Source organism: Halorarum halophilum (assembly GCF_013401515.1).
In the GTDB taxonomy this organism is placed as follows: Archaea; Halobacteriota; Halobacteria; order Halobacteriales; family Haloferacaceae; genus Halorarum; species Halorarum halophilum.
Window position 1 is genome coordinate 143544 of sequence record NZ_CP058531.1, and the last position, 25920, is coordinate 169463.

At 55.5% G+C, this 25920-nt stretch carries 20 protein-coding genes and 2 pseudogenes; 19 read left to right on the forward strand and 3 right to left on the reverse strand.

Annotated features, from left to right (window positions below; all coding sequences use genetic code 11):
- Window positions 1-74: 74 nt before the first annotated feature.
- Window positions 75-627 (reverse strand): annotated as a pseudogene (locus tag HUG10_RS20225) (IS6 family transposase); the annotation flags it as partial.
- A gap of 333 nt (window positions 628-960) precedes the next feature.
- On the opposite strand from HUG10_RS20225, the gene HUG10_RS20230 reads away from it, so the two are divergent.
- From HUG10_RS20230 to HUG10_RS20245, 4 genes are all read left to right on the forward strand, one after another.
- Window positions 961-1206 (forward strand): hypothetical protein, encoded by a 246-nt coding sequence (locus tag HUG10_RS20230; RefSeq protein ID WP_179171507.1) that lies wholly within the window; start codon window positions 961-963, stop codon window positions 1204-1206.
- A gap of 161 nt (window positions 1207-1367) precedes the next feature.
- Entirely contained in the window at window positions 1368-2000 is a 633-nt protein-coding gene (gene rdfA / locus HUG10_RS20235) for a rod-determining factor RdfA (RefSeq protein ID WP_179171508.1), read from the forward strand.
- A 142-nt stretch (window positions 2001-2142) separates the two neighbouring features.
- On the forward strand, window positions 2143-4083 hold the full coding sequence (locus HUG10_RS20240) for an archaea-specific SMC-related protein (protein WP_179171509.1): 1941 nt from the start codon (window positions 2143-2145) through the stop codon (window positions 4081-4083).
- Window positions 4084-4163: 80 nt separating this feature from the next.
- Window positions 4164-4292: a hypothetical protein gene (locus HUG10_RS20245; protein ID WP_246310524.1), complete on the forward strand. Its 129-nt coding sequence runs from the start codon at window positions 4164-4166 to the stop codon at window positions 4290-4292.
- A 188-nt stretch (window positions 4293-4480) separates the two neighbouring features.
- On the opposite strand, the gene HUG10_RS20250 is transcribed toward HUG10_RS20245, so the two are convergent.
- Window positions 4481-4654 (reverse strand): hypothetical protein, encoded by a 174-nt coding sequence (locus HUG10_RS20250; RefSeq protein WP_179171510.1) that lies wholly within the window; start codon window positions 4652-4654, stop codon window positions 4481-4483.
- An 811-nt stretch (window positions 4655-5465) separates the two neighbouring features.
- Between HUG10_RS20250 and HUG10_RS21930 the strand changes: the two are divergent.
- The 8 genes and pseudogenes from HUG10_RS21930 to HUG10_RS20285 all read left to right on the forward strand — a co-directional run.
- Window positions 5466-5680 (forward strand): annotated as a pseudogene (locus HUG10_RS21930) (IS6 family transposase); the annotation flags it as partial.
- Window positions 5681-6245: 565 nt separating this feature from the next.
- Window positions 6246-7007 carry an IclR family transcriptional regulator gene (locus HUG10_RS20255; protein ID WP_179171511.1) on the forward strand — a complete coding sequence of 254 codons (762 nt, stop codon included), beginning with the start codon at window positions 6246-6248 and terminating at the stop codon, window positions 7005-7007.
- Window positions 7008-7151: 144 nt separating this feature from the next.
- Entirely contained in the window at window positions 7152-7973 is an 822-nt protein-coding gene (locus HUG10_RS20260) for a sugar phosphate isomerase/epimerase family protein (RefSeq protein WP_246310458.1), read from the forward strand.
- Between the two features lie 307 nt (window positions 7974-8280).
- The gene (locus tag HUG10_RS20265) at window positions 8281-9204 is read left to right on the forward strand and encodes a dihydrodipicolinate synthase family protein (RefSeq protein ID WP_179171512.1); all 924 of its coding nucleotides are present in this window, start codon (window positions 8281-8283) and stop codon (window positions 9202-9204) included.
- A gap of 440 nt (window positions 9205-9644) precedes the next feature.
- Window positions 9645-10670, forward strand: a complete 1026-nt coding sequence (locus tag HUG10_RS20270; protein ID WP_179171513.1) for a hydroxyacid dehydrogenase — start codon at window positions 9645-9647, stop codon at window positions 10668-10670.
- Window positions 10671-10753: 83 nt separating this feature from the next.
- Window positions 10754-12568, forward strand: coding sequence for a BNR-4 repeat-containing protein (locus HUG10_RS20275; protein ID WP_179171514.1), 1815 nt, complete (start codon window positions 10754-10756; stop codon window positions 12566-12568).
- 304 nt (window positions 12569-12872) lie between these two features.
- Window positions 12873-13805, forward strand: coding sequence for a hypothetical protein (locus HUG10_RS20280; protein WP_179171515.1), 933 nt, complete (start codon window positions 12873-12875; stop codon window positions 13803-13805).
- 154 nt (window positions 13806-13959) lie between these two features.
- Window positions 13960-14829 (forward strand): NAD-dependent epimerase/dehydratase family protein, encoded by an 870-nt coding sequence (locus HUG10_RS20285; RefSeq protein ID WP_179171547.1) that lies wholly within the window; start codon window positions 13960-13962, stop codon window positions 14827-14829.
- Window positions 14830-15177: 348 nt separating this feature from the next.
- Here the strand turns inward: HUG10_RS20285 and HUG10_RS20290 are convergent, their stop codons facing one another.
- Window positions 15178-15513: a cupin domain-containing protein gene (locus tag HUG10_RS20290; protein ID WP_179171516.1), complete on the reverse strand. Its 336-nt coding sequence runs from the start codon at window positions 15511-15513 to the stop codon at window positions 15178-15180.
- Between the two features lie 188 nt (window positions 15514-15701).
- On the opposite strand from HUG10_RS20290, the gene HUG10_RS20295 reads away from it, so the two are divergent.
- From HUG10_RS20295 to HUG10_RS20325, 7 genes are all read left to right on the forward strand, one after another.
- Window positions 15702-16541, forward strand: a complete 840-nt coding sequence (locus HUG10_RS20295) for an aldo/keto reductase (protein ID WP_179171517.1) — start codon at window positions 15702-15704, stop codon at window positions 16539-16541.
- 417 nt (window positions 16542-16958) lie between these two features.
- Window positions 16959-18887 (forward strand): ABC transporter substrate-binding protein, encoded by a 1929-nt coding sequence (locus HUG10_RS20300; RefSeq protein ID WP_179171518.1) that lies wholly within the window; start codon window positions 16959-16961, stop codon window positions 18885-18887.
- A 627-nt stretch (window positions 18888-19514) separates the two neighbouring features.
- Window positions 19515-20360, forward strand: a complete 846-nt coding sequence (locus HUG10_RS20305; protein WP_321169549.1) for an ABC transporter permease — start codon at window positions 19515-19517, stop codon at window positions 20358-20360.
- Window positions 20347-21366 carry an ABC transporter permease gene (locus HUG10_RS20310; RefSeq protein WP_179171520.1) on the forward strand — a complete coding sequence of 340 codons (1020 nt, stop codon included), beginning with the start codon at window positions 20347-20349 and terminating at the stop codon, window positions 21364-21366. The genes HUG10_RS20305 and HUG10_RS20310 overlap by 14 nt, the downstream gene beginning before the upstream one ends.
- A 924-nt stretch (window positions 21367-22290) precedes the next feature.
- Window positions 22291-24480: an ABC transporter ATP-binding protein gene (locus HUG10_RS20315; RefSeq protein ID WP_179171548.1), complete on the forward strand. Its 2190-nt coding sequence runs from the start codon at window positions 22291-22293 to the stop codon at window positions 24478-24480.
- A gap of 185 nt (window positions 24481-24665) precedes the next feature.
- On the forward strand, window positions 24666-25016 hold the full coding sequence (locus HUG10_RS20320) for a hypothetical protein (protein ID WP_179171521.1): 351 nt from the start codon (window positions 24666-24668) through the stop codon (window positions 25014-25016).
- A 312-nt stretch (window positions 25017-25328) separates the two neighbouring features.
- Complete coding sequence (locus tag HUG10_RS20325; RefSeq protein ID WP_179171522.1) at window positions 25329-25793, forward strand: universal stress protein; 465 nt, start codon at window positions 25329-25331, stop codon at window positions 25791-25793.
- The last annotated feature ends 127 nt before the right edge of the window (window positions 25794-25920 follow it).

The following is a 25920-nucleotide window of genomic DNA, read 5'->3' on the forward strand; positions in this document are numbered from 1 at the left end:
GATAGACACTGGCGCTACGATCCACACGGTAGTGTTCAGATTAGTTGATTCCATGCGAAGGCGAATGACCGAAGTCAGTCGTCAGCTGTCGCTGCTTCGGCGTTGCTGAAACAGTTTGAGAACGAAGATATGATTCATTTTACCTTACGAAAGACATGTTCGACGCTGTTACGATTTCCATGTTTTGCGAATCTGAAATTTGAGGCCTTGCCGTGAACAGGCATCTTTCAGCGAGGGCGATCGATCGATGAGAAACACGGCGTCGTCGACGTCGTGTTTCTCGCGGAGTTCCGCGAAGAACGCGTGATCGATGACCTTGTTTGTCGTTGACTCAAGCTTCGTGTAGAGTAATTCGTTTGTCTCTGTATCGACCGCAGCGTACAGCTAGTATTGCTCGTCGTTGAGTCGGATCACGGTCTCATCGACCGCGACGTAATCCGGATTGCGTCCATCTTTGGGCTGTCGGTTGGCTTAATGACTCCAACTATACACGGTGGACCGAGCGCATTCGACACCGAAAATCTCAAAAATAGATATAGTATCCAAAAGATATAATTCAGCGAAATGCAACTGAACACTGAGCTTCATCAGAAATCGGGGTGTCGCTTCGCGTTCAACAAATCTAAGTCGATCTGGTTGATATAACTGGTGCGACTAGCAATTTTCGACATGGACACTCAAAATCGCTACGCCTCACCTTTCAATCCTTATCTGAACACCACCCTGTTCCGGCGTCGTCGATACCGTTAGAACAGAGTACTGACATAGGAACGCTGCTGCATCAGTTCTCGAAAGTCGGTCTCGTTGCCGAGGCCCAAACCATTCACTCCCCCACACACCGAGTCCAAAAACTTCAGTCGTGAGCTATCGGTTCGACACACACGACGTCGGTCAGTGATTCGTTCGACTGCGGGTAGAACCGACCTTTTTGCTCCCCACTCTCGTCTCCCGAGTCGAGGTATGGACACGCAGTTCAGAATGGCGAGAGCGGGAATCGGCGTGGTGGCGGAGGTCCACGCGATGTCGGTCGGCGACATCGACGGCGCGAAGGTCGAACGGGTGAAGATGACGCTCGACGAGCGCGGTTTCGGCGTCTCCTCGCTCGGCTCCCCCATCGGGAAGATATCGTCACTGACCCGTTCGAACCGCACCTGGAGACGTTCGAGCGAACACTCGATCGCGCCGAGACGTTCGAGACCTCGCTGATGATACACCTGTACCCCGAATTCGTCGGCGAGGAGGGGGAGGCGACCGCGCCGACGAACGGCGGCGACTCTAGTCGTCCGACGAACCGTTCACACCAACGTACGGATGGGTGGGAGGGAGAACCGGGAGCTACTTGGGTGTCAACGTCGTGTGTTCCTGCAATGACCGGGACTGAATCCGCGGGCGCCTCGGATACCTCAAGCCACACGAAAGTGGGCCGCCTCATCAACGAGTACGGGCTGAACGGTATCGGCGAGGAGCTCGAACGCCGCTGGACTGGGGAGGACAGCGAGCGCGACAGTCTGCGGACGCTCGCGGACGTGTTCAACCGCCGCGTGCTCGAACGGGCGATGCTGGACACCGGGATGGACCCCCTGGACGGTGAGGTGTCGAACGTGTATCGGCTCCTCACCGACGAGGACGTCAGCCGCGGCGTCGAGACCGAGGTGACCGCCAGGCTCGAACAGGAGGGCCTCGACGTCGACTTGCTCCGCAAGGACTTCGTGACCTATCAAGCCATCCGGACGTTCCTGAAGGACGTCCGTGGTGCCTCCTATGAGTCCGACTCCCGAAGTAGCGTCGAACGGGCGCAGTCGAGCTTCGCACGCCTCGTCGGCCGGACCACCGCCGTCGTCGAGCAGAAGTTGGAACAGCTCCAGTCCGCCGGGAGGCTGACGCTGGGGAGTTTCCGCGTCCGAACCGCCGTCACGGTCTACTGCGAGGACTGTGAGACCCAGTATGACGTGACGACGCTCCTCGAATCAGGGGGGTGCGAGTGCCTGTCGGAGGACTGAGATAACACCAATATGTCTGTTAAGTACTCACTCGGGACCTCTGGAATCGCGCGAAGGCGCACCCGTGTAGCGGCACAGCCGACGAGTTCGTTCCCTCGTAGGGAACAGTAGTCTTAATACACCGTCGCACACAACTGTGACTATGAGAACCGAAGAGATCACGAAAGGAGAAGTGACCATTTGTGCTCGCAACATCGGCGGGATTTCGGAGACAGAGGTCGTTTTCGAACCCGGAGTGACGATTCTCGCCGGGCGGAATGCCACCAACCGAACGTCGTTGTTGCAGGCCATCATGCTGGGCCTCGGGAGCGACAGGGCGTCGTTGAAAGGCGACGCCGACGAGGGCGAGGTCGAACTTCGCGTCGACGGTGAGCAGTACACCCGAACGCTCACCAGGCGCAACGGAGGCGTCGCCCTCGGCGGCGACCCGTATCTCGACGACCCGGAGGTCGCAGATCTGTTCGCCTTCCTGCTGGAGGGGAACGAGGCGCGTCGGGCCGTCGCCTGGGGTGAGGATCTCCGCGAACTCATCATGCGGCCCATCGACACAGGCGCCATCCGGGCCGAAATCGACCATCTCGAAACGGAGCGCCGGGATCTCGACGAGCGACTCGACTCGCTCGAAGAAGTCGAGCGTCGACTGCCAGAACTCGAATCCCGTCGGACGAACCTCGAGGCGGATATCGAGGAGAAGCGCCAGGAGTTGGAGTCGGCCGAGTCGGAGGTCGAGTCGCTCGATGAGAGCGTCAAGGAATCGCGCGAGGAGCGCGACGAACTGGAGGCGAAGCTCGACGAACTCAGGGAGACTCGCTCCGAACTCGACCGACTCCGTCGGCGCATTGAGACCGAGGAGGGGAGCATCGAATCTCTGACCGAGGAGCAGAGCGAGGTGGAGTCGGAACTCGACTCGATGCCCGAGGAGACCGACGCGGACACCGGCGAAATCGAGCGCGAAATCGACCGGCTCAGGGAGCGGAAACGGACGCTCGACGGCGTCGTGGGGGAGCTCCAGAACGTTGTCCAGTTCAACGAGGAGATACTCGAGGGCGACCGCAGCGACGTCCGTTCGGCCCTGAATGTCGCCGACGACGGCGCGGTGACCGACCGCCTCGTCGAGGACCAGACCGTCTGCTGGACCTGCGGGAGCGAGGTACAGAAAGAGCAAATAGAGTCGACCCAAGACCGACTCCGCGAGTTCCGGAAGTCGAAACTGGAATCGATTCGCACCACTGAGGACCGCCTCTCGGAACTGCGTGGCGATCTCCAGTCGGCGAAGAGCCAGCGCGAGCGACGTGCAGACCTGGACTCCCGACTCGACCGCATCGACGACGAGCTCGACTCCCGGCGCTCGCGCCGAGATGAACTTCGCTCGGAGCGAAAGTCCGTCTCGGAGGAGTTGGAGACGCTCGAAGCGGAGGTCGACGAACTGGAGAACGAGGAGTTCAGCGACACCCTCGACAAGCACAAGGAGGCCAACGAGATCGAGTTCGAAATCGGCCGCCTGGAGAACGACCTTAACGAGGTCGTCGACGAAATCGAGGAACTCGAATCCAAACTCGATGAGCGCGAGGAACTCGAAGCCGAGCGGGAGGAGGTCAAGGAGGCGCTGGTCGACTCCCGAACGCGCATCGAGCAGATCGAGACGCAGGCCGTTGAGGAGTTCAACACCCACATCGAAACCGTCCTCGACATCCTGGAGTACGGCAACTTGGACCGCGTCTGGATCGAACGCGTCGAGCGGCAGGTGCGGGAGGGTCGCCGGAAGGTCGACCGGAGCGTTTTCGAACTCCACATCGTCCGGACGAACGAGTCAGGGACGACCTACGAGGACACCATCGACCATCTGAGTGAGTCCGAGCGCGAGGTCACTGGGCTCGTGTTCGCGCTGGCGGGCTATCTCGTTCACGAGGTGTACCAGACGCTACCCTTCATCGTCCTTGACTCACTCGAAGCCATCGACTCCGAACGGATCGCAAAGCTCGTGGAGTACTTCAGCGACTACGCTGCCTACTCCGTGGTGGCGCTGCTCCCCGAGGACGAGCAAGCGCTCGACGACGCCTACCGCCGAGTCAGCGACATCTGAGCGCCTAGAACCGAGCTGGCAGATACACGAACACGGGCGCCACCCCCGGCCCCGCCTGCTACGACCGCGACGGGACGAAGCTGACGACCACGGACGCATTGGTCGTATTCGGCTGCCTCAACGGGGAGGAACTGCTCGGCGGACGGATGCCCATCGACGTTGTCGACTCCCGCCTCGACGACTCCCGTGTATACAAACTGATACAGTGAGCGGGTGATTGGGTCGGGAATCACCAACCAGTCGGTGTACCTCGAATCGATGAGCGTCGACGAGGCGCTCTCGGCCCGCGCCGAGTGCCGGAACTCGCTGAGCGAAATCGGAGCATCGCTCACGGGGGACGCGGCCTGAAGGCGCTTGGGGCCTGAAACCGCGGCGTACCCCCGCCGACCGCGGCGGGTCAATCGACCATGTCGTAGTGGAAGTAGAGGAACCAGACGAACGCGAGGCCGAGCAATACGACGATCATCGCCTTTGGCCCGTCGATACCGAAGGTGAGGACCACGTTCGCGCCGGTGAGGACGACCGCGAGGTTGTATAGGTACATCATGACGTCGGCACGTGAGAGGTGCATACCTCCCCGGCGAAGGGTCAATGACGTTACGCGCCGCTCTCCTCGCGTCAACCGCCCAGCTTACTCCGTCCACGAGGATACAGAGGAGTCCTCTGGCGACGTGGTACCCCGCTGCAGATTCACGCTGTGGACGAGGTAGGTCAGAGAGCTGAGTGCGTTCTCACTGATAGAACGCCGGTCGAAACCCAAGGAGACTGACTGAGTCGATAGTTCGAGGGGGAGGCGACTGGAGCCAGCGAGCGATGAGCCCTGACCGATTCGCGAAAGGACGAACCTCTCACCCTCCGTGTCAGACGCTATGCCCGACGCAGCGGGTCGGAGACGTTCGACGCGCGCCGAGGCGATGACCGGGTAGGTAGCGGGTTCGGTTCGTCAGGAGCGAACGCGTCGGTGCGCCCGACGAGTCGACCGTAGTTCGCCCCGAAACGCGGACTAACAGGAACCGTGCGGGCCAAGTATTCACTTATCGTCGGATTCGCATTCGATGGAATGACACCACCATATTTTAGTTCGAGTCCGGAGACGGGTACCCGATTTCCCGCCCCTCACGAACCGTCGCCTATCGAGAATGAAGGGCCGGTAAGTCGTTGGCGTGTCCAGGACATCAACGGGTAGAAACGCGACTATTGGGACCGCCATCGTCGTTTCAGGTCAATCACATGGGTTCACGCGGGGGTATCGGCAACATCGATGGCGCGTCGGTCATCACTGGTTTCCCTCAGAATTAGAGTCAGACCTGGATCTGGCTTCGGTGGGTTGGACGCAGCGATAGACGAAGTTATGCGATCCAATACCGATCCAGCGCCGTGGAATCGACTACACAGAGCGAAACCTGATCGAAAAGTGGTTTCACACCCTCAAGATGCGAGTCGACCGATTCCATGACTCCGGTGGCGACAGTCGGCTGAGCGTCCACCGATTGATTGCGCTGTTCTTCCATTACTATAATGTCCGACTACTGCATCAAGCGTTCGACGGACGAAGCTAGCACAGGAGCTTAACAAGACAGTGCCGTTCATCGAATAGTTCGTTCCACCTTCATGCCATCACCAGCTTCTGTTCGCTCTCGGGTAGAACTCCCACCTGTATACCTAATAGAATAACAGGACTATGTTTGTTATATCTGCCAGGAAATTACAGGACTAGGTTTGTAATCTCTGTCGTGGAATAACAGGACTAGGTTTGTTATCCCTAGCGAGCTTAGAGGAGGCACCGTTTCTGAAAACCCAAACCAATCCTTATGGAGGGAAGGATTCGAAGCACTTGAGAGATCCCAAGTCATCGCCCGGTACGGCGTCGGCATCGATAGTGATCATGAATAGCGGTGTAGCTTTTTAGCCGTTTGCTGATCAGCTGTACAACAATAGACTCGTTCCTCTATACGGAACTCCGATACCATGACAATCAGATGGTGCATCCAACGTTATAGGAGATTGAGAGGCATTTGATGTGAGAACCCGCGAATAATTCTAATTAATGGCGCTTAGAGAGATATTTTGGCGATGTTTACCTAGTGGCTCGTATATTGAATCTTCATTCCTTCCCACATAGCGGAACAAGAGTTAATACGATGGAGGATAGAAGAGTGACCATGACAAAGGAATCAACGGAACAGCTCAATTCTGTGAGTTTTGCCTGTGACGTCCTCAACGCACTTGACAACCTCGGCGGTGCCGGAGTAACCGAACTAGCAAAGAAACTAGATTGCTCAAAGAGTACGGCACACAGGCAGCTGACGACGCTTTATAACAAGGAATACCTCGTCAAGGATGGCGATCAGTACCGTATCGGATTCAAATGCCTCGACATGGCCGCGCACGTGCGCGATCAAATCGATAATTACGACGTTATCCGCGAAGAGATCGACAATCTTGCTGTGGAAACTGGCGAAACAGCTCAATTTGCCACAGAGGAGCACGGACGGGTAGTATATCTCTATAAAGCACGCGGAGAGAACGGAGTTCAGACATCCTCAAATGTCGGTACTCGAGAGTTCTTCCATTGTACGTCTCTCGGAAAAGTGATGATGGCTAACATGTCAGAAGACCAAATTGACGAGATTATCGAGCGTCACGGACTACCAGCAAAGACCGTGAATACAGTCACAGATCGCGAGTCACTCCGAGAGGCTTTCGAACAAATCAGAGAGCGTGGCTACGCGATCGATGATGAGGAGAACGTTCAAGGGCTTCGTTGTGTTGCAGCCCCTGTCTTCCAAGGCAAGGACATCTTGGGTGCTGTTAGTGTATCGGGTCCCTCACGGAGAATGGAGGGCGAACGGTTCGACGAGGAAATACCCAAAAACGTGACACGCTCGGCGAACGTAATTGAACTCAACTCCAAGTTCGCCTGAGTACTCTGACGATTCTTCGTTCCTCTATATGGAACGGCCCGTTGTTGTAGAACTCTTATGTACCGACCCCGACGAAATCTCGGTGTCTGATGGGGTTATTTTACCTTGTACGTCGTCACATCTCACACGTATATGAGACTCGCAATGACCACCCTCGGTTGCCCGAAGTGGGATATCGAGACCGTCTTTACTAGGGCATCAGACTACGGGTTCGACGGTGTCGACTTCCGAGGGTTGCAGGAAAACCTAGATATCACTCGCCAACCGGAGTTTACGAGTGAGATGGATCAGACACGGAGGCTCCTCGATGAGGCAGGGCTTTCCGTGAGCGCATTGAGCTCAAGCATCGAGATTTGCAACTCCGATTCTAGCGAGGAGAACGTCAGCCGGGCTCGACGATTGCTCCCCATCGCACACGGACTCGATGTAGAGTACATTCGTGTGTTCGGGAAAGGAGACTCGGATACGCAGTCGGACTCTGAGATGGCTAGAACGGGACGAACGACGATGGAACAGATCTTGTCGCTTGAAGGTGCAACAGACGTCCAGTGGATCGTTGAGACCCACGATAACTGGACTCAGTCCGAAGACTGTCGTGTACTTGTTGACCGGGTCGATTCCCCGAATGTGAGCGTCCTCTGGGATGTCGGTCACACTGCTCGCACCGGCAGCGAAAGCCCTGCCGAGACCCTAGAGACGCTTGGATCCTCCATTGAGTACGTTCACATCAAAGACGCAGTCTACGAACCCGATCACGAATACGCGATGGACGACGGGTGGCGGTACGTCGCCCCTGGAACCGGTGAACTTCCACTGGCTGAGACCATTCAATTACTCCGAAGGGTGTGCTTCGACGGATGGGTATTGTTCGAACACGAGAAGCGCTGGCACCCCGAACTCCAGGACCCGGAACACGCTTACCCTGCGTTCGTTGATTGGTTTAAGAATCTCTCCAGAGGCCGGTGAATCGTCTCCAGAGTTCGTTCAGACCCTCAGCCACCTGATCGTCGCCCTGGATTTCGTTGACGACGACTGTCCCGTCTTCGATTGTTTTCGGACAGTCGTCCGAGCGACAGGCTCCGAATGACGTTTTCACGAATCCGTAGCGGTGGTCTCACATGTATAAAGCATGACTTGCATATTGGCAATCAGCATGAGCTCGGTGTATATTGCGGTGCCGAATATTATCTCAACAACGGTAACCAGAAAGGAGGCTCGGTGCAGATTTGTAATAGCCGAAGGTTTTTAAGGGAGTATGTGGAAGAGCAATCAGATGAGCTATAATAGCCTCAAGCGACAACTTCAGGGAGTGGCGTTTACGACTGCTACCCCTTTTACTGAAGACGGGACGGAAGTGAATCACGACGCGCTTACCGAGAACCTCCAAACGATCGAAAGCGCGGGCGGGAACATCTTCATACCCTGCGGAAACACTGGAGAGTACTACTCCCTCTCGAACAGCGAGCGAGTAGAAGTCGCGGCAACGCACTTCGAAGCAACCAGTGATGATGCAACTATTGTCGCGGGTGCTGGCGGGAGCACGAAAACAGCCAAGTCCCTCATCTCGCAGTACGAGAAATTGGGTGTGGATGCGGTCCTGATCATGTACCCCCGTCATACCTATATCCACGAACGGGGGTTGATCGAATACTTCCAGGAACTGGCGGATAGTACTGATCTCGGTCTCGTCATTTACAAGCGTGGGGAGACGATTTCTCGCCAAGTGATCACGAAACTCTCGACCATCGAGAACGTTGTCGGCGTGAAGTATGCAGTGAACGACATCAATGACTTCTCGCAGACGGTCTCGGACACGCCGGGAGATCTCGTCTGGCTGAACGGTATCGCCGAGCGGTATGCACCGTCGTTCGCCCTTGAAGGAGCTGAGGGAAACACCACCGGAATCGGGAACTTCGTCCCCGAAGCGATCCTCTCGCTTCAGCAGGCAGTTGAGGACGAGGACTGGGAGCGGACGCAGCAAATCCGTGACCTCCTCAGACCGTTCGAGGATCTTCGCGAGGAGACCGGTCGCGACAATTCCCTCTCGAATGCGAACAACGTCCCCGCGGTGAAGTACGGGTTGGAACTGGCAGGGCTCTACGGTGGCCCGGTCAGGAAGCCACTGGTTGAACTTTGTGAGAAAGACAAACAGCGAATCGAGGAGTACTACCAGCAAGTCCAAGATGCGGCGCTCTAACGGCAGATCCGGATGCTACCAACAGGTCCAAGATGCAACGAGGATACTGGTTCCAAGTTGTGCCTCCATGGACATGCCTGGCCTGATCCGGTAGAACTGTAGACGTGGTTTTTAGCCGAGAATACCGCCAAACGGGAAGAGAGAGCTGTCAGAGAGTATCTCATATTGGCTATCGCCGCTGGTTGGTTGTCTCACTACCTACCGAGTCTCGAGAGACATCCGAGAACGCCTACGTTGAAACTGAATCCGCCGGACCAGCGCACTCCTCATGATGCCGATACCGAATCCGTGACGTTGTCGTGATCTTTCGAGCGGCGAAGTTGACGGCCCATCGCTGTACCCTGATCTACGTTCGTAGCATCGCTATACCGATACTTGACCAATCACGATGAGGGACGCAGGATTTAAGCGGGTACTCGCGAACTCGATAGCTTGAAACGATGGATATCCTAGTTACACTTCCTGACCGGCAAAGAGGAACCCAGACGTTCTTTTCCGACGAACTAGCGGGTCGACTGGAAGGGCTCGGAACGGTAGAATGGAATAACAGCGAGTCGAATCTTACGCCTGACGAGCTCATAGATCATCTCGAAGGGGTCGACGTCTGTATGACTGGGTGGGGTTCGCCTTGTATCGACCGAGAAATCCTCCAATCAGTCGAGGACTGCCAGTTGGAACTAGTGACACACATCGGCGGAAGTGTCGCAGCTGTTGTGACTGACTATGCCTACGACACCGACGTCGCCGTCTGCAGCGCGAACGACGTGATGGCGAAGTTCGTCGGTGAGTACCTCATCGCTGGCGCCTTGACGGCCCTTCGCAGTTTCCCAAGCTTCCACGCCGACATGATGGCTGGGAAGTGGGATCGGGATAACGAACGGGTGGACACGTTGTTCGACAAGACGGTCGGATTCGTGGGGCTGGGGACCATCGGGAAAAATTTCTTGGACCACCTGCAAAGCTTCGACGTGAACGTCATCATCTACGATCCGTATATCGCTGAAGAGGATTTGGCCGAGTGGGAGGCTGCCGAACTGGCCGGCCTCGAGGACGTGTTGACCCGGTCGGATCTGGTTTCAATCCACGTGTCGAAAACCGAGGAAACCGTTCACCTGATGGACGAACAGCGACTCGGGCTGCTCCCGGATGGGTGCCTGCTTATCAACGCAGCCCGAGGAGCAATCGTCGACACGGAGGCGCTGCTCGATGAACTTCGGACTGGCCGCATCTCGGCAGTTCTGGACGTCTACGAGCATAAGAAGCTCGAACCAGACAGCGAACTGCGCGAGATAGATAACGTGGTTCTCACGCCACACATGGCCGGGTCGGCAATCAGGCACCCACTCACTGCGGCGATGATTAACGAGGTGGAACGGTTCGCGCGGGACGATCCCCTCCAGCATAGGATCCCCTATGAGCAGTTTGAGCTGATGACGAGGCCGTGGATCCACGCCGACAAGGTGTGATCACCCCCTGATGGACCGGACAACTGTTCGATAATAAGGCTCCCTTCCAAAGTTATAATAGAGGTCCCCAATCAGAGGAAGCCATGCCATCAAACAGAGATAAGCACATCGACACCAGTCGTACAGCGGGCACTGCGGTCGGCGATCCCGTATTGTTCACCAACCGTGGCGCGAGACACGCGGTGACTGGGAACCACGGTAAGCAAGCGGAGTACGTCGAGAGCGAGGATACGACCTTCGTCGTCATTCGCGGAGACCTTGGTCAGCAGTACGCGCTGACCTACGATCACAAGGCTCGCGAGCGGTCTCCCCACTATCGGATCGATGCAGACCACATGGCAGACGACCGCCACGCCAGTCCAGCATTAGCCATCGACGACGACGGGATCATCCACGTCTTCTACAGCTCGCACAACAGCTACCATTACTACGCCCGCAGCGAGAACCCCTACGATGTCACCTCTTGGGAGCGAAGGGGGCAGATGACTGACGTTCCGGAAGGTACGTATCCGATTCCATTGGTATACGACAACGATGTCTACGTACTCTACCGGACCGGTGGCGGCTACGCCGACGGAAGCAGTTCCCACGGTGATACCTATCCCGTCCACGAATTCGCGACCATCGTCCGCTCGACAGATGGCGGGGATACCTGGCAAGACATTGGTCCGGTACTGGACGTGACTGAGCACTCCGAGCAGGATTCGGACGCGTACATTACGGACTTCGATGAGCGTGACGGTAAGTTCCATATCTCCTGGTTCGTCGCCAACGGCGACAACCATGACGACTATCACTCCGACGCGTACCACGCGTACTACGATCCGGAGATGGGTGAGATGTACGACCTTGCTGGCAACAGCTACGGCGACACCGTCGCATGGAGCCAACACGATGAGGGCAACGTCAAGGTGTACGATGGCGAGTACGTCACTCCGGTCAAGCACGCTCTCGGCGAGGACCAGACACACGTCGTCTTCGGAGCCGAACATCCAGACCGAGGCGACGGGCAGTACTTCCTCGCCACGTGGAACGACGGCTGGGATCTTGAGGAGATCCCCGGCGCGACGCACAATTACAAATGGAAGAAATGTGACGCTCGGATCTCTGACGACGGGTATGTCGAAGCTCACCTGATCACCGACGACGACGGCGTCTTGCACCTGGAGAACGGGCGACGCCACAGCGTCGGTAATTACGACGTCTTCGTCAAGGACGACGACGGGGAGTGGACTTCGCGGCGCCTGGTCGAGCGCTATTACCACGAAGGCGTCTCCATCGTCCGCGAGGGTGCGGAAAACATCGCCGTCGTGCGTAACGGGCTCGACGAGTTCGCGGCACTCGGCGCCGAGTACACTCCGATGGACGACTCACGGCAGCGCCCGATGGCTCGCGTGTGGGCCGTCGGTGATATCGACATCAGCCCGGCCTTACAGTACATGAACGACCAGCCAAAGACGGTCGCCCAGCGCCACCGCTTCTCGGAGAATCCTGCCCAGTTCAACCACGGCACCGGTGACGATGGCTGGCTTCAGCTCTTGGAATTCGCCGGTGCGGGCTACAGCAGCATGTTCGGCCTCGGGATCAATGCCCCCGAGCGGACGCTGCACCTGCTCGGGCACGAGGAGTGGACTGATAGGGTTTCGCTGTCGGTCCGCAACGCTGCCGAGAATGTCTTGGAGGCCCGCAGCGACGGCACCGCCCACCTGGGTAACAACGGTCTAGTCTATCCGCAAAAAGACATCGCAGAGGGCGGCTACGTCGGCGTCCACGACGGCGAGATAGTCCAGAACGACGACAATCAGAACGACAATCCCGAGGGTCTCTGGCGCTGGGACGCGGCCGGCGCACAGTGGAAGCTTGAGCGCGACCCGACAACGACTGTCTCGCCAGAGTGAACGGCTGACGAGTATTCATATATTCTCATAATCTAATTATCAATTAGATATATATGATGTTAGATTATAGGCCGATACGGGATATCTAATGTTCCCAAGACAATCACGACGAAACGTGCTCCGCAGAGCGGCCGCCGTTGGTGTCCTAGGTGGTCTCACAGGCATTGGTACGACCGGCTCGGTCAGCGCCGCGTCCGGCGACGATGACAGACTCATCGTCGACAAGCAATCGAACGGTGAAGGGGACAGGTACTCAACGATTCAGGACGCGATTGACGATGCCTACGCCGGGGACACGATCCACGTGACTCCGGGGCGATACCTAGAGAACTTAGAGACCGTTCGCGGCGGCGGCCCCGGGGCCCCGATCACGATCACCGGCCCGCGGTCGGCGGTGTACTCCGGCGGCGGCGACGCCCGGAGCTTTGAAATCAAGCACAGCCACGTTCACCTGACCGGGCTCACCCTCAACGGGCTCCACGATCCGGACAATCCGGACGTAGAGTCGTCATACCGGGACAAGCTCGTCTACTGCGTCCCCGAGACGCCCGAGTACCTCACCGACGTCAAGATCACGCCCCACGCCGTCGGCAACACGACCGGCGAAGCGATCCGCCTGAAGATGATCTACGGCGCCGAAGTCGGCGACTTCGAAGTCATCGGCCCGACCGGGGTCTCGCACTACCTGTTCGACGAGAGCGGGTCGAACGGCGAAGTTGTCTACGTGGGGACCTCGCCGTCGCAACTTGAGAAGAACCCTGGCGGCGAGGTGGACCGCTCGCACGACGTCCACGTCCACCACGTCGACAACAGCGCCGGGCACGTGAACTCGGAGCTGGTCAACACGAAGGAGGGGACCTATGACGTTCTCGTCGAGTACTGTACCGGGTACGGCTCCGCGTACATCCACGGCGGGGAGGTCAACATCCAAGGCGAGCGGTCGACAGTCCGCTACTGCGACCTCTCGCACAACGCCGGCGCTGGCATCAGACTCGGCGTCAGTACGTCCCACGAAGACGTGCCATACGCCGGCGAGAAGAACTCGGTGTACTACAACCGGCTGCTGGACAACGACGGGGCGGCGCTCAAGCTCCCGACCAGCGACGCCGAGGACCAAGAGGTCCTCTGTGGCAACGAGTACGATGGCGGCACGAACGATGACCCCGGTAAGGCCTGTCCCACGTACCTCCCGGAACCGAAGGGGCACGTCGGCCACAAGGGCGGCCAGGGTAACTGAGCACCCCTCCGCCAGACGGGAACAGCGCACTTTTTCGCTACGCAGGGACGCGAACGGGTTCGGTGAGCGCCCGCCAAGTAATCGGTGCGTACGAACCGCCGGAACGACGGATTTCGTCAAGTATATAGACCAACAACGGAGAAATCTTTCAATCATGGACGTACTAGCAACTGGAGTATACGGTCGGTGTGGCACTGCGATCATCGAGCATCTACACGACCGTGACGAGTACGACTTCACGTACCTCAACAGGTCGGACAGATCAGACGATCACCCGTGGGGTGGGTACGATACGTACCTGGCAGATGTCACGGATTACGAGGCGATGAGACCGGCGTTCGACGGACAGGACGCCGTCATTCACCTCGCGGCCTTCCCCTACACGTACGGGTCGTGGGAAGACGTGAAAGGACCCAACACCGACGGGATATACAACGCCCTCGAGGCGGCCCGGGCGGCCGAGGTCGAGACCTTCGTCTACGGATCGACGAATCACGTGATGGGCATGTACGAGATAGACAACGCGCCGGAGATCTATTACGGGGATGCGGACGTCATGATCGACCACACGGACCCGAAGCGTCCGGACTCGATTTACGGCGCGACGAAGTCGTTCGGCGAAGATTTGGGCCGCTACTACGTCGAGAACCACGAGCATCCCAAGCGCTTCTACGCGATCCGCATCTGTAGCGTCCGGATGCCCGAGTGGGACCACCCGTACGGCGACGCCGAGCGCATGGTCCAGGAGGGCGAGTTCGAGGCCGGAAGCGGCGAGAACCAACAGATCGAACGGGGCAGCGAAGAGTACGAGGAGCAGGTTGCACGCATGAAGTGTATGTGGCAGTCTCGCCGGGATTTCGCCCATCAGGTCGACTGCTGCCTCCAGGATGATTCGGTCGAGTTCGACATCTTCAACGGCGTCAGCGACAACGACCGCCGCTGGTACGATATCGAGCACGCCCGAGAGGTCCTCGGCTATAATCCCCAAGATAACGGTGAAGACTGGGACGCCCCGCCCGAGTAACTGTTCTTTGTCGGGAGTGGGTGGCACCGAAATAGCCCTTCGATTCGATCCAGTTTCGACAGCGAATCTGTGAAAAACGAGCGGAGAGTCTGGACCGGCATTGCGCAGGGGGACCACTCGGTTACCGATCCTGTGATAGAGCACCGATGCAGGGTCTTCCCGTGGATGTCATTCGGCACAATCTCCGCGAGAGCTGCCACGCTTCAGTCCACGAAAAAGTTCGCGAACGCAGAGTCGATGATGCATGCTATCGGATGATAACTAACGGATCTCAGCCCCGGATCCTCTCCTGAGAGCTACGATCTGGCCAACTGGATGAAAATGAGGAACGCGACCGCTTCGGTAGCCTTAGTCCCAGGGCGTGCCGTCTCGGGCGGGACTGAAGACGTCGATACCAGATACCGGCTCGTCCGTGTTGTTCTCAGAGGCGTGTGGCACGTCGCCCGGGATGACATACGAGTCGCCTGCCTCGAACTCGAAGGGTTCTCCGTCTAGAATAACCGTGAACGTGCCTTCAAGGATGTAGACGATCTGTTCGTGGGGATGGCTGTGCTCCATCGCCGTCGCACCCGGATCGAAACGGAAGTGCTGGGCGTTCATATTCTCACCGGCGACGAGTTGGGTCACCCGGACCCCTTCCTCAGGCTCTATCGTCTCCTGTTCGGAGATGGAAGTTCTCTCCATATCCATAGATTAGATCCCTCACACCTAAACGTACTGATTACCCACCGGACAGCGATATCGGTGGTCTCTCTACTGGATGTACAGTGTTTGGCAGGTGTCGTGAGTTGTCTCACCAAGGCTGACAGCAGCAGTGTAAACGGGATTCCCGAATAGTTAAGACAGTGTGTGATGTTTCGTTTAACGAACTCATGACAATCCCAGAGGTAACACTCCCAAGTGGTGACAAGATCCCGACCGTCGGAAAGGGTACCTGGAACCTCGACAACGAAACGGTCCAGAGCTCTGTGCAGGCCGCACTCAACGCCGGATACACGCACGTCGATACAGCCGAAGGGTACGGAAACGAAGCCGCAATCGGCGAGGCGCTTGCCGAGTACGAGCGTGACGAGATATTTCTCACCTCTAAGGTGCTCCCGAAGCACCTCAGCTACAACTCGCTCGTCGAAGCCTGTGAACAATCTCTGGAGCGACTGGGTACCGACTATCTCGATCTGTACCTAATCCACTGGCCAAACCCAGCAGTCTCACTTCGAGAGTCCCTCGACGCGATGGCGACGCTGCACGACCGAGGGCTGATTCGAAACGTCGGCGTTTCAAACTTCAGCGCGTACCAGTTGAGCTGTGCGCAGCACATCAGCGACGTGCCAATTGCAGTCAACCAGATCGAATTCCACCCGTGGTTCCAGCGACCGGACCTCGTCGACTACTGCTCTAAGACCGACACCGTCATCGAGGCTGCCGCCCCGCTCGCACGGACGGAAATTCTCGGTGACAGCACTGTCCAAGAACTGGCTGACAAGTACGAAAAGAATCCAGCCCAGATTGCCCTCCGGTGGGCTATCGAGAACGAGGTTGTAGTCTTACCCAAGTCGACCTCACCCGAACACATCGAACAGAATATCGAGCTGTTTGACTTCAGGATTGACGACGCTGACCGCGATCTCTTGGATGACCTCGATCGCGACCAACCGGTTTACGACACCCCTGCGAAGGACTGGACCGGCCACACCTACGGAATCCCCAAATAGACCGTCGTTGATGGAATGGTCTCGGCGTTAAAGCGGCTCTCCAACTCCGAACCTGGATGCAGGCGCCAAACGAGAACAGACAGGACGCGCTTGTGTGAGACGGCCATCGCGGTGGCAGTCGAGGCGATGTGGCGACGTCCGCTATCGGGTCGAGTTGTTCAATGTGATCTCCTAAACAGACACACTCTCGAACAACCAGAAAACTGAACTCAGTGAGAGTGTTGGTGCAGGTGATCGTAGTGTTCCGTTTTTTCACAGAGATGTAACTGAGGGGTTGAACGTATCCAAAACTGCCGGTTGGTCGAGATCTGTGCTGTCCCAACGGTGGAGAGAAGCGTTCTGGAAGAACATGGACGACAAGCTGACTAGAATGAGAGGTGGGAAAGATTTATTATGCCATACAAATACGAGTACTTCATGGTAAAGAGAAGCAGGCGTAATGATAGCCATAAGCATGAAGCTAAGCGTCGACAGATTCTGAAATCCGTCGGTGCGTTAGGAACCGCTGGAGTTGCTGGATTAGCTGGCTGTTCCAGCGATGGCAGTAACACTGGCGGAAATGGTAGCAACGGTGGTGGTGGGGGCAACGGCGACTCCGCTTCTCTCCGAATGTACATGGACGAGGCGAAGCCAGACGAGATTAACTTCAATCCGTGGAACGGTGGCACCGACGATATGCACCGTACTCTCGTCTTCGATTACGCGGCAGGATACCACCAGCAGGAAGATGAGTGGTACAACGTCCTCGTAGAAGACTGGGAGTGGCCTTCGACGATCAAAGAGGGAGAGACGCTCCAGATCCACATCTTCGACGACTTCACTTGGCACGATGGCACTTCGTACAAAGCGAAGGATTTCGTCGGCAACCTGCAGCTGCTAGAGTTCTTCGATGATCCGCTCTGGGATTTCATCTCCAAAGCGGAGGCTACTGGAGAAAAGACAGTAGAGCTATCTTTAGCCAAGAAAGCCAATCAACTGCTCGTTGAGGAGGCACTCTTCGGGGGGAGGCGGTGGATGTACCGTGACGATATATTCAGAGAGAACCTCGAGGCTCTGAAAAACGCCGGTGGAGACGATGAACGTCAAGGTGCGATGAATGACCTCACGCAGAAGAGGTTCACCGGTAGACAGATGGTAGAACAAGGGCTGGGTTGTGGTCCACTGAAATATAAAGGGTCAGACGCCACCCGGTTAATCCTCGAGGTGTACGAAGACTACTCGAACCCGCACATAACGGCGGACGACCTCGAATTCGATCAGGTCGTCATGCTTCCCATTGACACACCGGAACAACGGTGGCAGAAACTCATGAACAAGGAGGCAGACGTTGCACAGAATGCTTCCATCACGAGTAAACAGATTGAGCAACTGGACAACAATGACAACGACTGGGTTGACTGGATCGTTCAACAGCGCCACACCGGCAGAGCCATCACATGGAACACTCGCCGAAAGCCCTTAGACAACCGGAAGGTCCGGTGGGCATTAGCAAACGCGATTGACCGCGAATTGATGGTCAAAGGGGAAGCATACGGCGAATTCATGCTCGAGGCTGCCGACGTCCCCTGCGGAATGTCAAATTTCCTGACTGACAAGTGGCTCGGTGATCGGAAGGAAGATTATCTCACGTTCGGCAAGACCGGTAACAGAGACGAGGCGACTAAACTTCTGGAAGGTGAGGGATTCACCAAGGGCGAGGAGTGGTGGAAACGTCCGAACGGAAAGACGTTCGAGATCAGCGTCAAGTCGCCACCGTACTTTGCCGGCCGTAGTCAGGCACTGAAACAAACTTTGGAAAGTTTCGGAGTTAAAGTAAAGATCTACAACGAAGAATCGACCACGTACGAGGGACAATCGGTTCCAAACCATGAGTACGACGCACTGCACTGGTGGCAGGGGCAGGTGACTCCGATTCCGTATAACGGCTATAGCCTCAATATGGTGGAAGAAGCCCACCTCACTGCTTGGCCGATGAATTGGGACGACGAGAGTTCAGAGAACGAGTACAAGTTGGAAGTGCCACCGATTGGAGAACCCAATGGAAAGAAATCGGTTGTTGATGTCAATCAAGTCCTCTCAGATCTTTCCGAAGCGACGTCTGAAGAAGAACAGCGACCGCTTCTGCAAAAGCTAGCGTGGGTGTACAACTGGAACCAAGACAAAACGTACGACGTGGTCCGGAATCAAGCTTCGCCATATACGACGGATGAGTGGGAATGGCCTCAACCCTCTGGCGACCGGGGGCTTTCCAAAGACGAATATGGGGTGGACCAGAACCCGTGGATGCGAGTTGGTAACATTCAGATCTGGCCGATTCGAGCGGGGTACCCGAAAATCAAAGGGTAAGGCCAGAGCACTGCCGTCTACTACACGACGTAAGATTTCGTGTACGTCAACGATTCGGCAAACCAGTCGTTCTTGCTCGGTGTCCGCAGTTTTTGGCTGCGATATCGAGTTCAGAGTGAGTCTCGGAAAGCGTCGTTCTAACGCTGGAAGTAAAGCGGAAATAATAGAGTGAGCATCCTACTCCGTCGACCGAGCGGTACAATGCAACCTTACGCAAGGTAACGATTCCAGTAATGCGGTCTCTACCGGGAAAGTCAGACGAATCAGACAGTAGACGGCTCTTGGCCCACCTATAGCGACGTAGAACTCGATCTGTCCGGATTGTTCCAGTAGGTTTATTTGGGTGCCGTCCATCGATATTTGTGAGCTATATGCATAGACGATGTCCCGCGAAGATGAATTGCCCATCGGAAAGGATCGAGATAGCTACCTGTACGATCGAAAAATAGCGAGTAAAAACCAATGAACTACTATTTGAAACGGTTTGTTCGATCAGGATTGACAGCTTACATCGTCATTACCTTGACTTTCGTATTGACTCGGCTTATGCCAGGGGGACCTGCCGACTTCGTGCGAGCCAAAGTACGGAGGAGCAATCCTGCTGCTGGACCAGAGGAAATCAATCGCATGGTGGAACAGTACATAAGCATACGGCCGGACGAACCGATCTGGGTGCAGTATATCGATTATTTCATTTCGCTCTTAAGCTTTGATCTGGGGACCTCGTTCTTTTATAACAGATCTGTCTCTGCGATATATGCCGAAGCACTCCCGTGGACCTTGTTCATCATGGGAGTCGCCCTGATAATTAGCTTGGCAATCTCAATCGCGTTAGGTGCCTTCCTGGCGTATCATGAGGGTACTAAGATAGACTACTTCCTGAGTACGTTCTCGGTGACAATGAATTCCATTCCGTATTACATTATGGGGGTCTTCCTGCTTGTTATATTTGCATACACGTATGGACTATTCCCGTCCGGCAATCGGACGAGTATGGGTATTGAGGCCGGTTTCACGCTGGAATACTTTATTGACGTTCTCTGGCACGCGGCACTACCCATTCTGTCAGTTGTACTCACGGCTTTCGGGGGGCGAGCACTTCGAATGAGGGGTAACGCAATTCGTGTCCTTGGAGAAGATTACTTACAAGTCGCGCGGCTCCGGGGTTTGAAATCTGGTAGAATACGGACCCAGTATGTAGCTCGTAACGCAGTACTGCCAATCTACACTAGTATAATGATCCAAATTGGGTTTATGCTAGGTGGTTCTATTATTCTCGAACAGATTTTCCGATATCCGGGAGTCGGATATTTCTTCTTCAGATCGATCAGCTCTCGCGACTACCCACTAATGATGGGTGGTTTCCTAATCATCACCTTCGCCGTCATCATCGCAGTCACGATCGCAGACATGACCTACGGGTTAATCGACCCGCGCGCCAGTACTGGAGGCGATTCTCATGAAGCCTACTGAGGAATCCACACACGAACAGAAGCCCACAAGCACAGACGGAGGAACGAAGGAATTCCCACTCGCGTCGTTCCAAGAAAATCAGTCGAACGAGAGCGAACTCGGAAGCAGTCGACTACAGGAAATACTCTTAGAATTCCACGCAATTTGGAAAGTTGCGTGGTCGGATTGGAGAACGAAGGTAAGTCTCATCGTCTTGGGACTGTACGCACTAATGGGTACTGTCGGGGTCCTAATCGTACCGGAACCGACGCTGTACCCAGAAGCCTGGATTCAGCCCTTTACGACGTGGCAGTACCCGCTGGGCACGAACGGTAACGGACAAAGCGTGTTCGGCGCTATCGTGCATGCTGCACCTTCGATGTACATAATGATCCTAGCAGGAGGGGTCTTCGCTACGTCCATTGGAGCGACTATCGGAATTGTGTCCGGCTACAAACGTGGGCGAGTCGACGAACTGCTCATGACGTTCACTGACGTGGCGATGACCATTCCTGGTCTCCCATTAATCATCGTTCTGTCAGCGGTTTTTGAGCCGACTCATCCGGTTCTCGTCGGTATCCTTATTTCGATCAATTCTTGGGCTGGCCACGCTCGTGGAATACGGTCTCAGGTACTAACGGTCCGTGAAGAGTCATTTGTCGAAGCCTCTCGGTTTATGGGCGTCAACACCCGACAAATCCTCACGAGAGACATCACACCCCAGATGATGCCGCTAATCCTGATCGGGTTCGTGGATACCTCGAAACAGGTCATCTTCAGCTCTGTCGCCCTATACTTCCTTGGCGTACTTCCGTTCGAGGGACTAAACTGGGGCGTTCTGATGAACTTAGCGTACAAGTCGGGGTCGGCACAGACACCATCCCAGTTCCATGCGTTGCTCTACCCGATCCTCGCCGTCATCTTCCTCTCGTGGGCGATGATAATGTTGGTTCAGGGACTTGATCGAGTCGTCAACCCACGGATTAGAGCGAAGCACAAATCGGAAAAGAAAGAATCCGGGCAGTAGCCTGTTCTTTCACTTTCTAATCTGAAGTCTACCCGTTTTCCATCGCATCGGCAGTATTCGAATAAGGTTGAATTGTGAGGTGGACGTGGTTCTTGGGTGTCGTTATCAGAACCCAACACCTCACCGATTATAGCGACTGTGCGGAAGAGAGAATCCGAAGAGTAAGAGGCGACTTGATCGGGGCACGGCTGAGGCTGCAGATAGTCTGCCTCCTCCTCGGAGCATGATCTCACCACGCCACACATGGGAACATCGATATCGTCAACTGCGTTTTCATAACGCCGAAATACCCTCCGAATGCACTCGCCGACCCCTCCGGCCACGCTCAGCTAAAGCCAGTCAATCACGGCTGTGAGCATTTGCTACCTGTCGGTACCAGTATTTTAGGACAATACTCCTTCCTTTGTCAGAAGATTTTTAATTGAGATGCAGGAATATACTGGTATGGGCGATGATTTCACATCGAAATTCTGGGACAACCTCTGTTCGTTACGCCGGACAGTGTTCTACACCTTCGTCCTCAATCTGCTCTTCCTGATTCTACTGGGATTTTCGTTTCTGTTTCTCAGTCGAACATCTCCTGGATTTGTGATTCTACAGTTCAATGTGGTAATATTCACAGTAGGTCTGCTCATCTCCGGGTTTATCCTTCTGCGGTGCCGGCAATCCGCTCTGGAGTAATGGGTACTCGTTAGCTCCAACTCACTACTTCCGGTGGTGTACGAGCAATTCGATGAGGGAAATAATTAAGTAGGAGAGTAACCACACCTTAGATTACGAGTGACAAGGCAGGACTTGACAGGGTCACCATCTAGGAGATAGCCGTTCTCAAGGCACTCAATACGGTGATGGCGAGATAGTCAAGTCCTTCTTACAAAGCACGAGGCACACATAATGACAGCCAACCAGACCGGAAGCAGTCACATGGCCGAGAAGTCAACTACGAACCAACAGCTGGATGAAGACGTTATCTTTAGCCTCCGAGACACCTCTGTAACTTTTGACATGGATCGGGGGACTTCTAAAGTCCTCGACAACGTTAGTATAGATATCCAGCGGGAGGAAATCCTAGGCGTAGTGGGAGAAAGTGGGAGTGGGAAGTCCATGTTCGCTTCGTCGTTACTCGACGCTGTTGACGATCCGGGAGTAACTACTGGTGAGATCACATATTATCCTGATAAGGGGGATCCCATCGATATACTGAATCTGAGTGACGAAGAGCTCCGACAACTGCGCTGGGAAGAAATATCAATGGTCTTCCAAGGCGCGATGAGCTCCTTCAATCCAACATTAAATGTCCGGACTCACTTCAAGGAGACCATCGACGCTCACGACGTAGAAGAACAAGAAGGAATGGCAAACGCGGAGGAGCTGCTTTCGGATTTGCATCTTGACCCAGAGAGGGTACTCAACTCGTACCCACACGAACTTAGTGGAGGAATGAAGCAACGTGCGCTGCTGGCGTTGAGCCTTATTCTTGAACCCGATGTTCTTGTTATGGACGAGCCGACCGCAGCGCTTGACCTGCTGATGCAGCGGTCGATTCTCGGTCTATTAGAGAAGCTGCAAGAAAAGTACGAGCTAACGATCGTGTTTATCACTCACGATCTCCCACTAGTTGCAGGTTTGTGCGATCGACTCGCGGTGTTGTACGCTTTCGATATCGTAGAGGTGGGTCCAACAGAGAAGATGCTAAATCATCCGACTCACCCGTACACACGAGCTCTATTAAAAGCGGTTCCCAATCTCAATGCATCGCTTTCAGAAATGAGACCCATCGAAGGTTCGAGCCCAGACCCGGTGAACGTGCCTGATGGTTGTTCCTATCATCCTCGCTGCTCCCTCGCAGACGAACAATGCCGGACTACAGATCCGCCGTATTTCGACGTCGATAGTGATCATCAGACGGCGTGTTACCATTGGGAGGATTCCGTAGATGAAATCTCATTGACTTCAGAGAGGGATGACTCGAGCGTTACTACGTTCGAGGGTCAACAGTCTTCTGAACCTCTTGTTTCAGCACAAGACCTCTCTGTGCACTTCAAACAGAAGGGAGATGGTTTCAGCCAGCTCCTGAAAGAGTCGAAGACTGTTCAGGCGGTGAATAACATCGATCTGGATATCTACGGAAACGACGTAGTAGTGCTCGTCGGGGAAAGTGGGTGCGGAAAAACTACGCTCGGTAAAGCTTTGATCGGGGGGCAGCGCCCTACCGGCGGTCGCGTCTCCTTCAGAGATCAAAATATCTGGGTGGCACATGATAACGAGGGCGAGATAGATATCCCCTTCGAGGAGATCCGTCGCTCCTTACAGATCATTCACCAAGATCCGGGGAGTGCACTAAATCCAAATCGGTCGGTGAAAAAGAGTCTAGAAGTCCCGCTAAATATTACACAACCGGACTTGAGCAAAGAAGAGCGAGTAAGTAGAATCCTCGCACTGATTGACTACGTCGGGATGTCGCCGCCTGAAGACTACGCTGAGAGGTACCCTCATCAACTAAGCGGCGGCGAACAGCAACGAATCGCTCTCGTTCGAGCGCTACTAATGAATCCGGAGCTGATCCTCGCAGACGAGGCAGTGAGTGCGCTCGACGTTTCACTCCGTGTAGAGATGATGGACCTTATGCTCAAACTTCAGGATCTCTTTGACACGTCTTACGTGTTTATCTCTCACAATCTCTCGAATGCACGATACATTGCTGGGAAAGCGGACGGCCGGATTGCCGTAATGTATCTTGGCGAGATAGTTGAAATCGGCCCTGCAGAAGAAGTCGTAAGTAACCCGAAACACCCGTACACGAAGGTTCTAAAGTGGTCTACAGCGGAACTTGACGTCGATCAGTCATCTGGGAGTCCTCCGATCCGAGGAATAGACATTCCAGACCCAGTCAATCCGCCAAGCGGATGTCGGTTCCATACACGATGTCCGGAGGCGCGTGAGGTCTGTAAGCAAGAGCAACCTCGCTTACAGAGTGAATCCGGCGATAAACACAACTCTGCGTGTTTCCGGAACTACAGCGAGGATCATCCCTACTGGAGTAGTGAACCTCTCGCGGAAGCTACAGTGGACAGTCAGAGTCCCTCCAAAAGTGAATCGTCAGAGCAGGCCTAGTCCGAGTACTGATCTCTGAGAGGGGCTACAGAATACTCACACGTCGACACTTGCATGGTTCTGAGTACGAACGCAGGAACAGCGGTAGGTCACCAGAATTTAAGATGTCGAAAACCACTGTGAATCGTTTTTCGAGGGACCGGTGCGACGACACAATTATGACCTGACAGCGGTAGCACGCAGACATGAAACGGTACGAACCGAAGTGCGCGGGCGAAACGCTCTACTTGGTAGCTGATAATGACCGCCTCAAGGTGGGATTCGTCGACGACGTGGTGAACGCCGTCGGCGGCGACACGCACGCTATCAAGTACGACGAGAAACAGCAGACGCAACCGTGGTTGGAGACGGACGACGGAATACTCGAAATCGACATCCGTGAAACGGTAACGACGCTGAACCACACCGAGGAGACAGTGGCCGAACTCCGCGAGTATGCCATGCAGACCGACCGGTACGGCCTCCCAACACGAACTGTCGAGTTCGCCAACGTCATTGTCGACATCCTCAATCAGCAGGGTCGGACCAACTCGTGAGAAGTTGGACGTACAGACCGGCATATCCACACCCGTCTAGTCGTTATGTCGATAACTGCTGGCGCCCACGTGTCCGGTAGTGCGTGCTCGCCGCCGTCGCAGAGCGGTCGGTCACGAAGTAGCTGGTTGGCGACATAGCCGGGTTCTTCGATTAGTTTTGAGACGGACTACCTGCACCCAGAATCCGTTGCCGACCGAAGTAGCCGAATGCGGCCGCAGTGTAAACCTGCTCCGAGACGAATGTATAATGGAACAGCGTCATACCGACGAGCAACGGAATAGCTTTAATAAACAGAAAGTTATCCAATCGATATGCAGCCGTTTCTAGTCGTCGTGGATAGTACCGAGCCACACGAACGTCTCGTACGCGAAGCGGGCCGCGTCGCCGCCGCGACAGGCACACCCCTCGTATTGCTGTCGTGGCTGACCGAGGACAGACTCGAGGAGGATACCGATACGCTCCAAGCGATGAAGGATGCTCTCCAGACATCGTTCGAGACCAACGATGCCCGAGAACTGGCAGCGCAGTTCGTTCGTGAAACAGCCAACGAGGAATTCACCAATATCGGCGACTCGGTAGAGTACGACGTCATCACCATCGTCGCGGACGAGAGCGACCTCGCGGACGAGGTGCTTCGAGTGGCAGAGGAGCGAGGGTGCGGACACATCTACGTCGCCGGGCGGCAGCGGTCACCAACCGGGAAAGCATTATTCGGCGACACCGCCCAGCGCGTCATCTTGAACTTCGATGGCCTTGTCACCGTCCTTACTGAATAAACAGTTCGCCCCACTCTCTCACCGATTGGACGCTCATGTATCGGTGTCCCCACAATCGATACTACTTCTTCTTTAGCAAGTACCCTCCATAGCCACTAGAACCCGGGGCCTGCGGTGGCGTACGTCA

Excerpts from the sequence above, each read along its gene's own strand:
- HUG10_RS20270 (WP_179171513.1), top strand. The coding sequence starts at position 9,645 with ATGGATATCCTAGTTACACTTCCTGACCGGCAAAGAGGAACCCAGACG.
- HUG10_RS20255 (WP_179171511.1), top strand. The coding sequence starts at position 6,246 with ATGACAAAGGAATCAACGGAACAGCTCAATTCTGTGAGTTTTGCCTGT.
- rdfA (WP_179171508.1), top strand. The coding sequence starts at position 1,368 with ATGACCGGGACTGAATCCGCGGGCGCCTCGGATACCTCAAGCCACACG.
- HUG10_RS20320 (WP_179171521.1), top strand. The coding sequence starts at position 24,666 with ATGAAACGGTACGAACCGAAGTGCGCGGGCGAAACGCTCTACTTGGTA.
- HUG10_RS20285 (WP_179171547.1), top strand. The coding sequence starts at position 13,960 with ATGGACGTACTAGCAACTGGAGTATACGGTCGGTGTGGCACTGCGATC.
- HUG10_RS20275 (WP_179171514.1), top strand. The coding sequence starts at position 10,754 with ATGCCATCAAACAGAGATAAGCACATCGACACCAGTCGTACAGCGGGC.
- HUG10_RS20260 (WP_246310458.1), top strand. The coding sequence starts at position 7,152 with ATGACCACCCTCGGTTGCCCGAAGTGGGATATCGAGACCGTCTTTACT.
- HUG10_RS20325 (WP_179171522.1), top strand. The coding sequence starts at position 25,329 with ATGCAGCCGTTTCTAGTCGTCGTGGATAGTACCGAGCCACACGAACGT.
- HUG10_RS20240 (WP_179171509.1), top strand. The coding sequence starts at position 2,143 with ATGAGAACCGAAGAGATCACGAAAGGAGAAGTGACCATTTGTGCTCGC.
- HUG10_RS20290 (WP_179171516.1), bottom strand. The coding sequence starts at position 15,513 with ATGGAGAGAACTTCCATCTCCGAACAGGAGACGATAGAGCCTGAGGAA.
- HUG10_RS20305 (WP_321169549.1), top strand. The coding sequence starts at position 19,515 with ATGGTGGAACAGTACATAAGCATACGGCCGGACGAACCGATCTGGGTG.
- HUG10_RS20230 (WP_179171507.1), top strand. The coding sequence starts at position 961 with ATGGACACGCAGTTCAGAATGGCGAGAGCGGGAATCGGCGTGGTGGCG.
- HUG10_RS20250 (WP_179171510.1), bottom strand. The coding sequence starts at position 4,654 with ATGCACCTCTCACGTGCCGACGTCATGATGTACCTATACAACCTCGCG.
- HUG10_RS20295 (WP_179171517.1), top strand. The coding sequence starts at position 15,702 with ATGACAATCCCAGAGGTAACACTCCCAAGTGGTGACAAGATCCCGACC.
- HUG10_RS20310 (WP_179171520.1), top strand. The coding sequence starts at position 20,347 with ATGAAGCCTACTGAGGAATCCACACACGAACAGAAGCCCACAAGCACA.
- HUG10_RS20265 (WP_179171512.1), top strand. The coding sequence starts at position 8,281 with ATGAGCTATAATAGCCTCAAGCGACAACTTCAGGGAGTGGCGTTTACG.
- HUG10_RS20315 (WP_179171548.1), top strand. The coding sequence starts at position 22,291 with ATGGCCGAGAAGTCAACTACGAACCAACAGCTGGATGAAGACGTTATC.
- HUG10_RS20300 (WP_179171518.1), top strand. The coding sequence starts at position 16,959 with ATGGTAAAGAGAAGCAGGCGTAATGATAGCCATAAGCATGAAGCTAAG.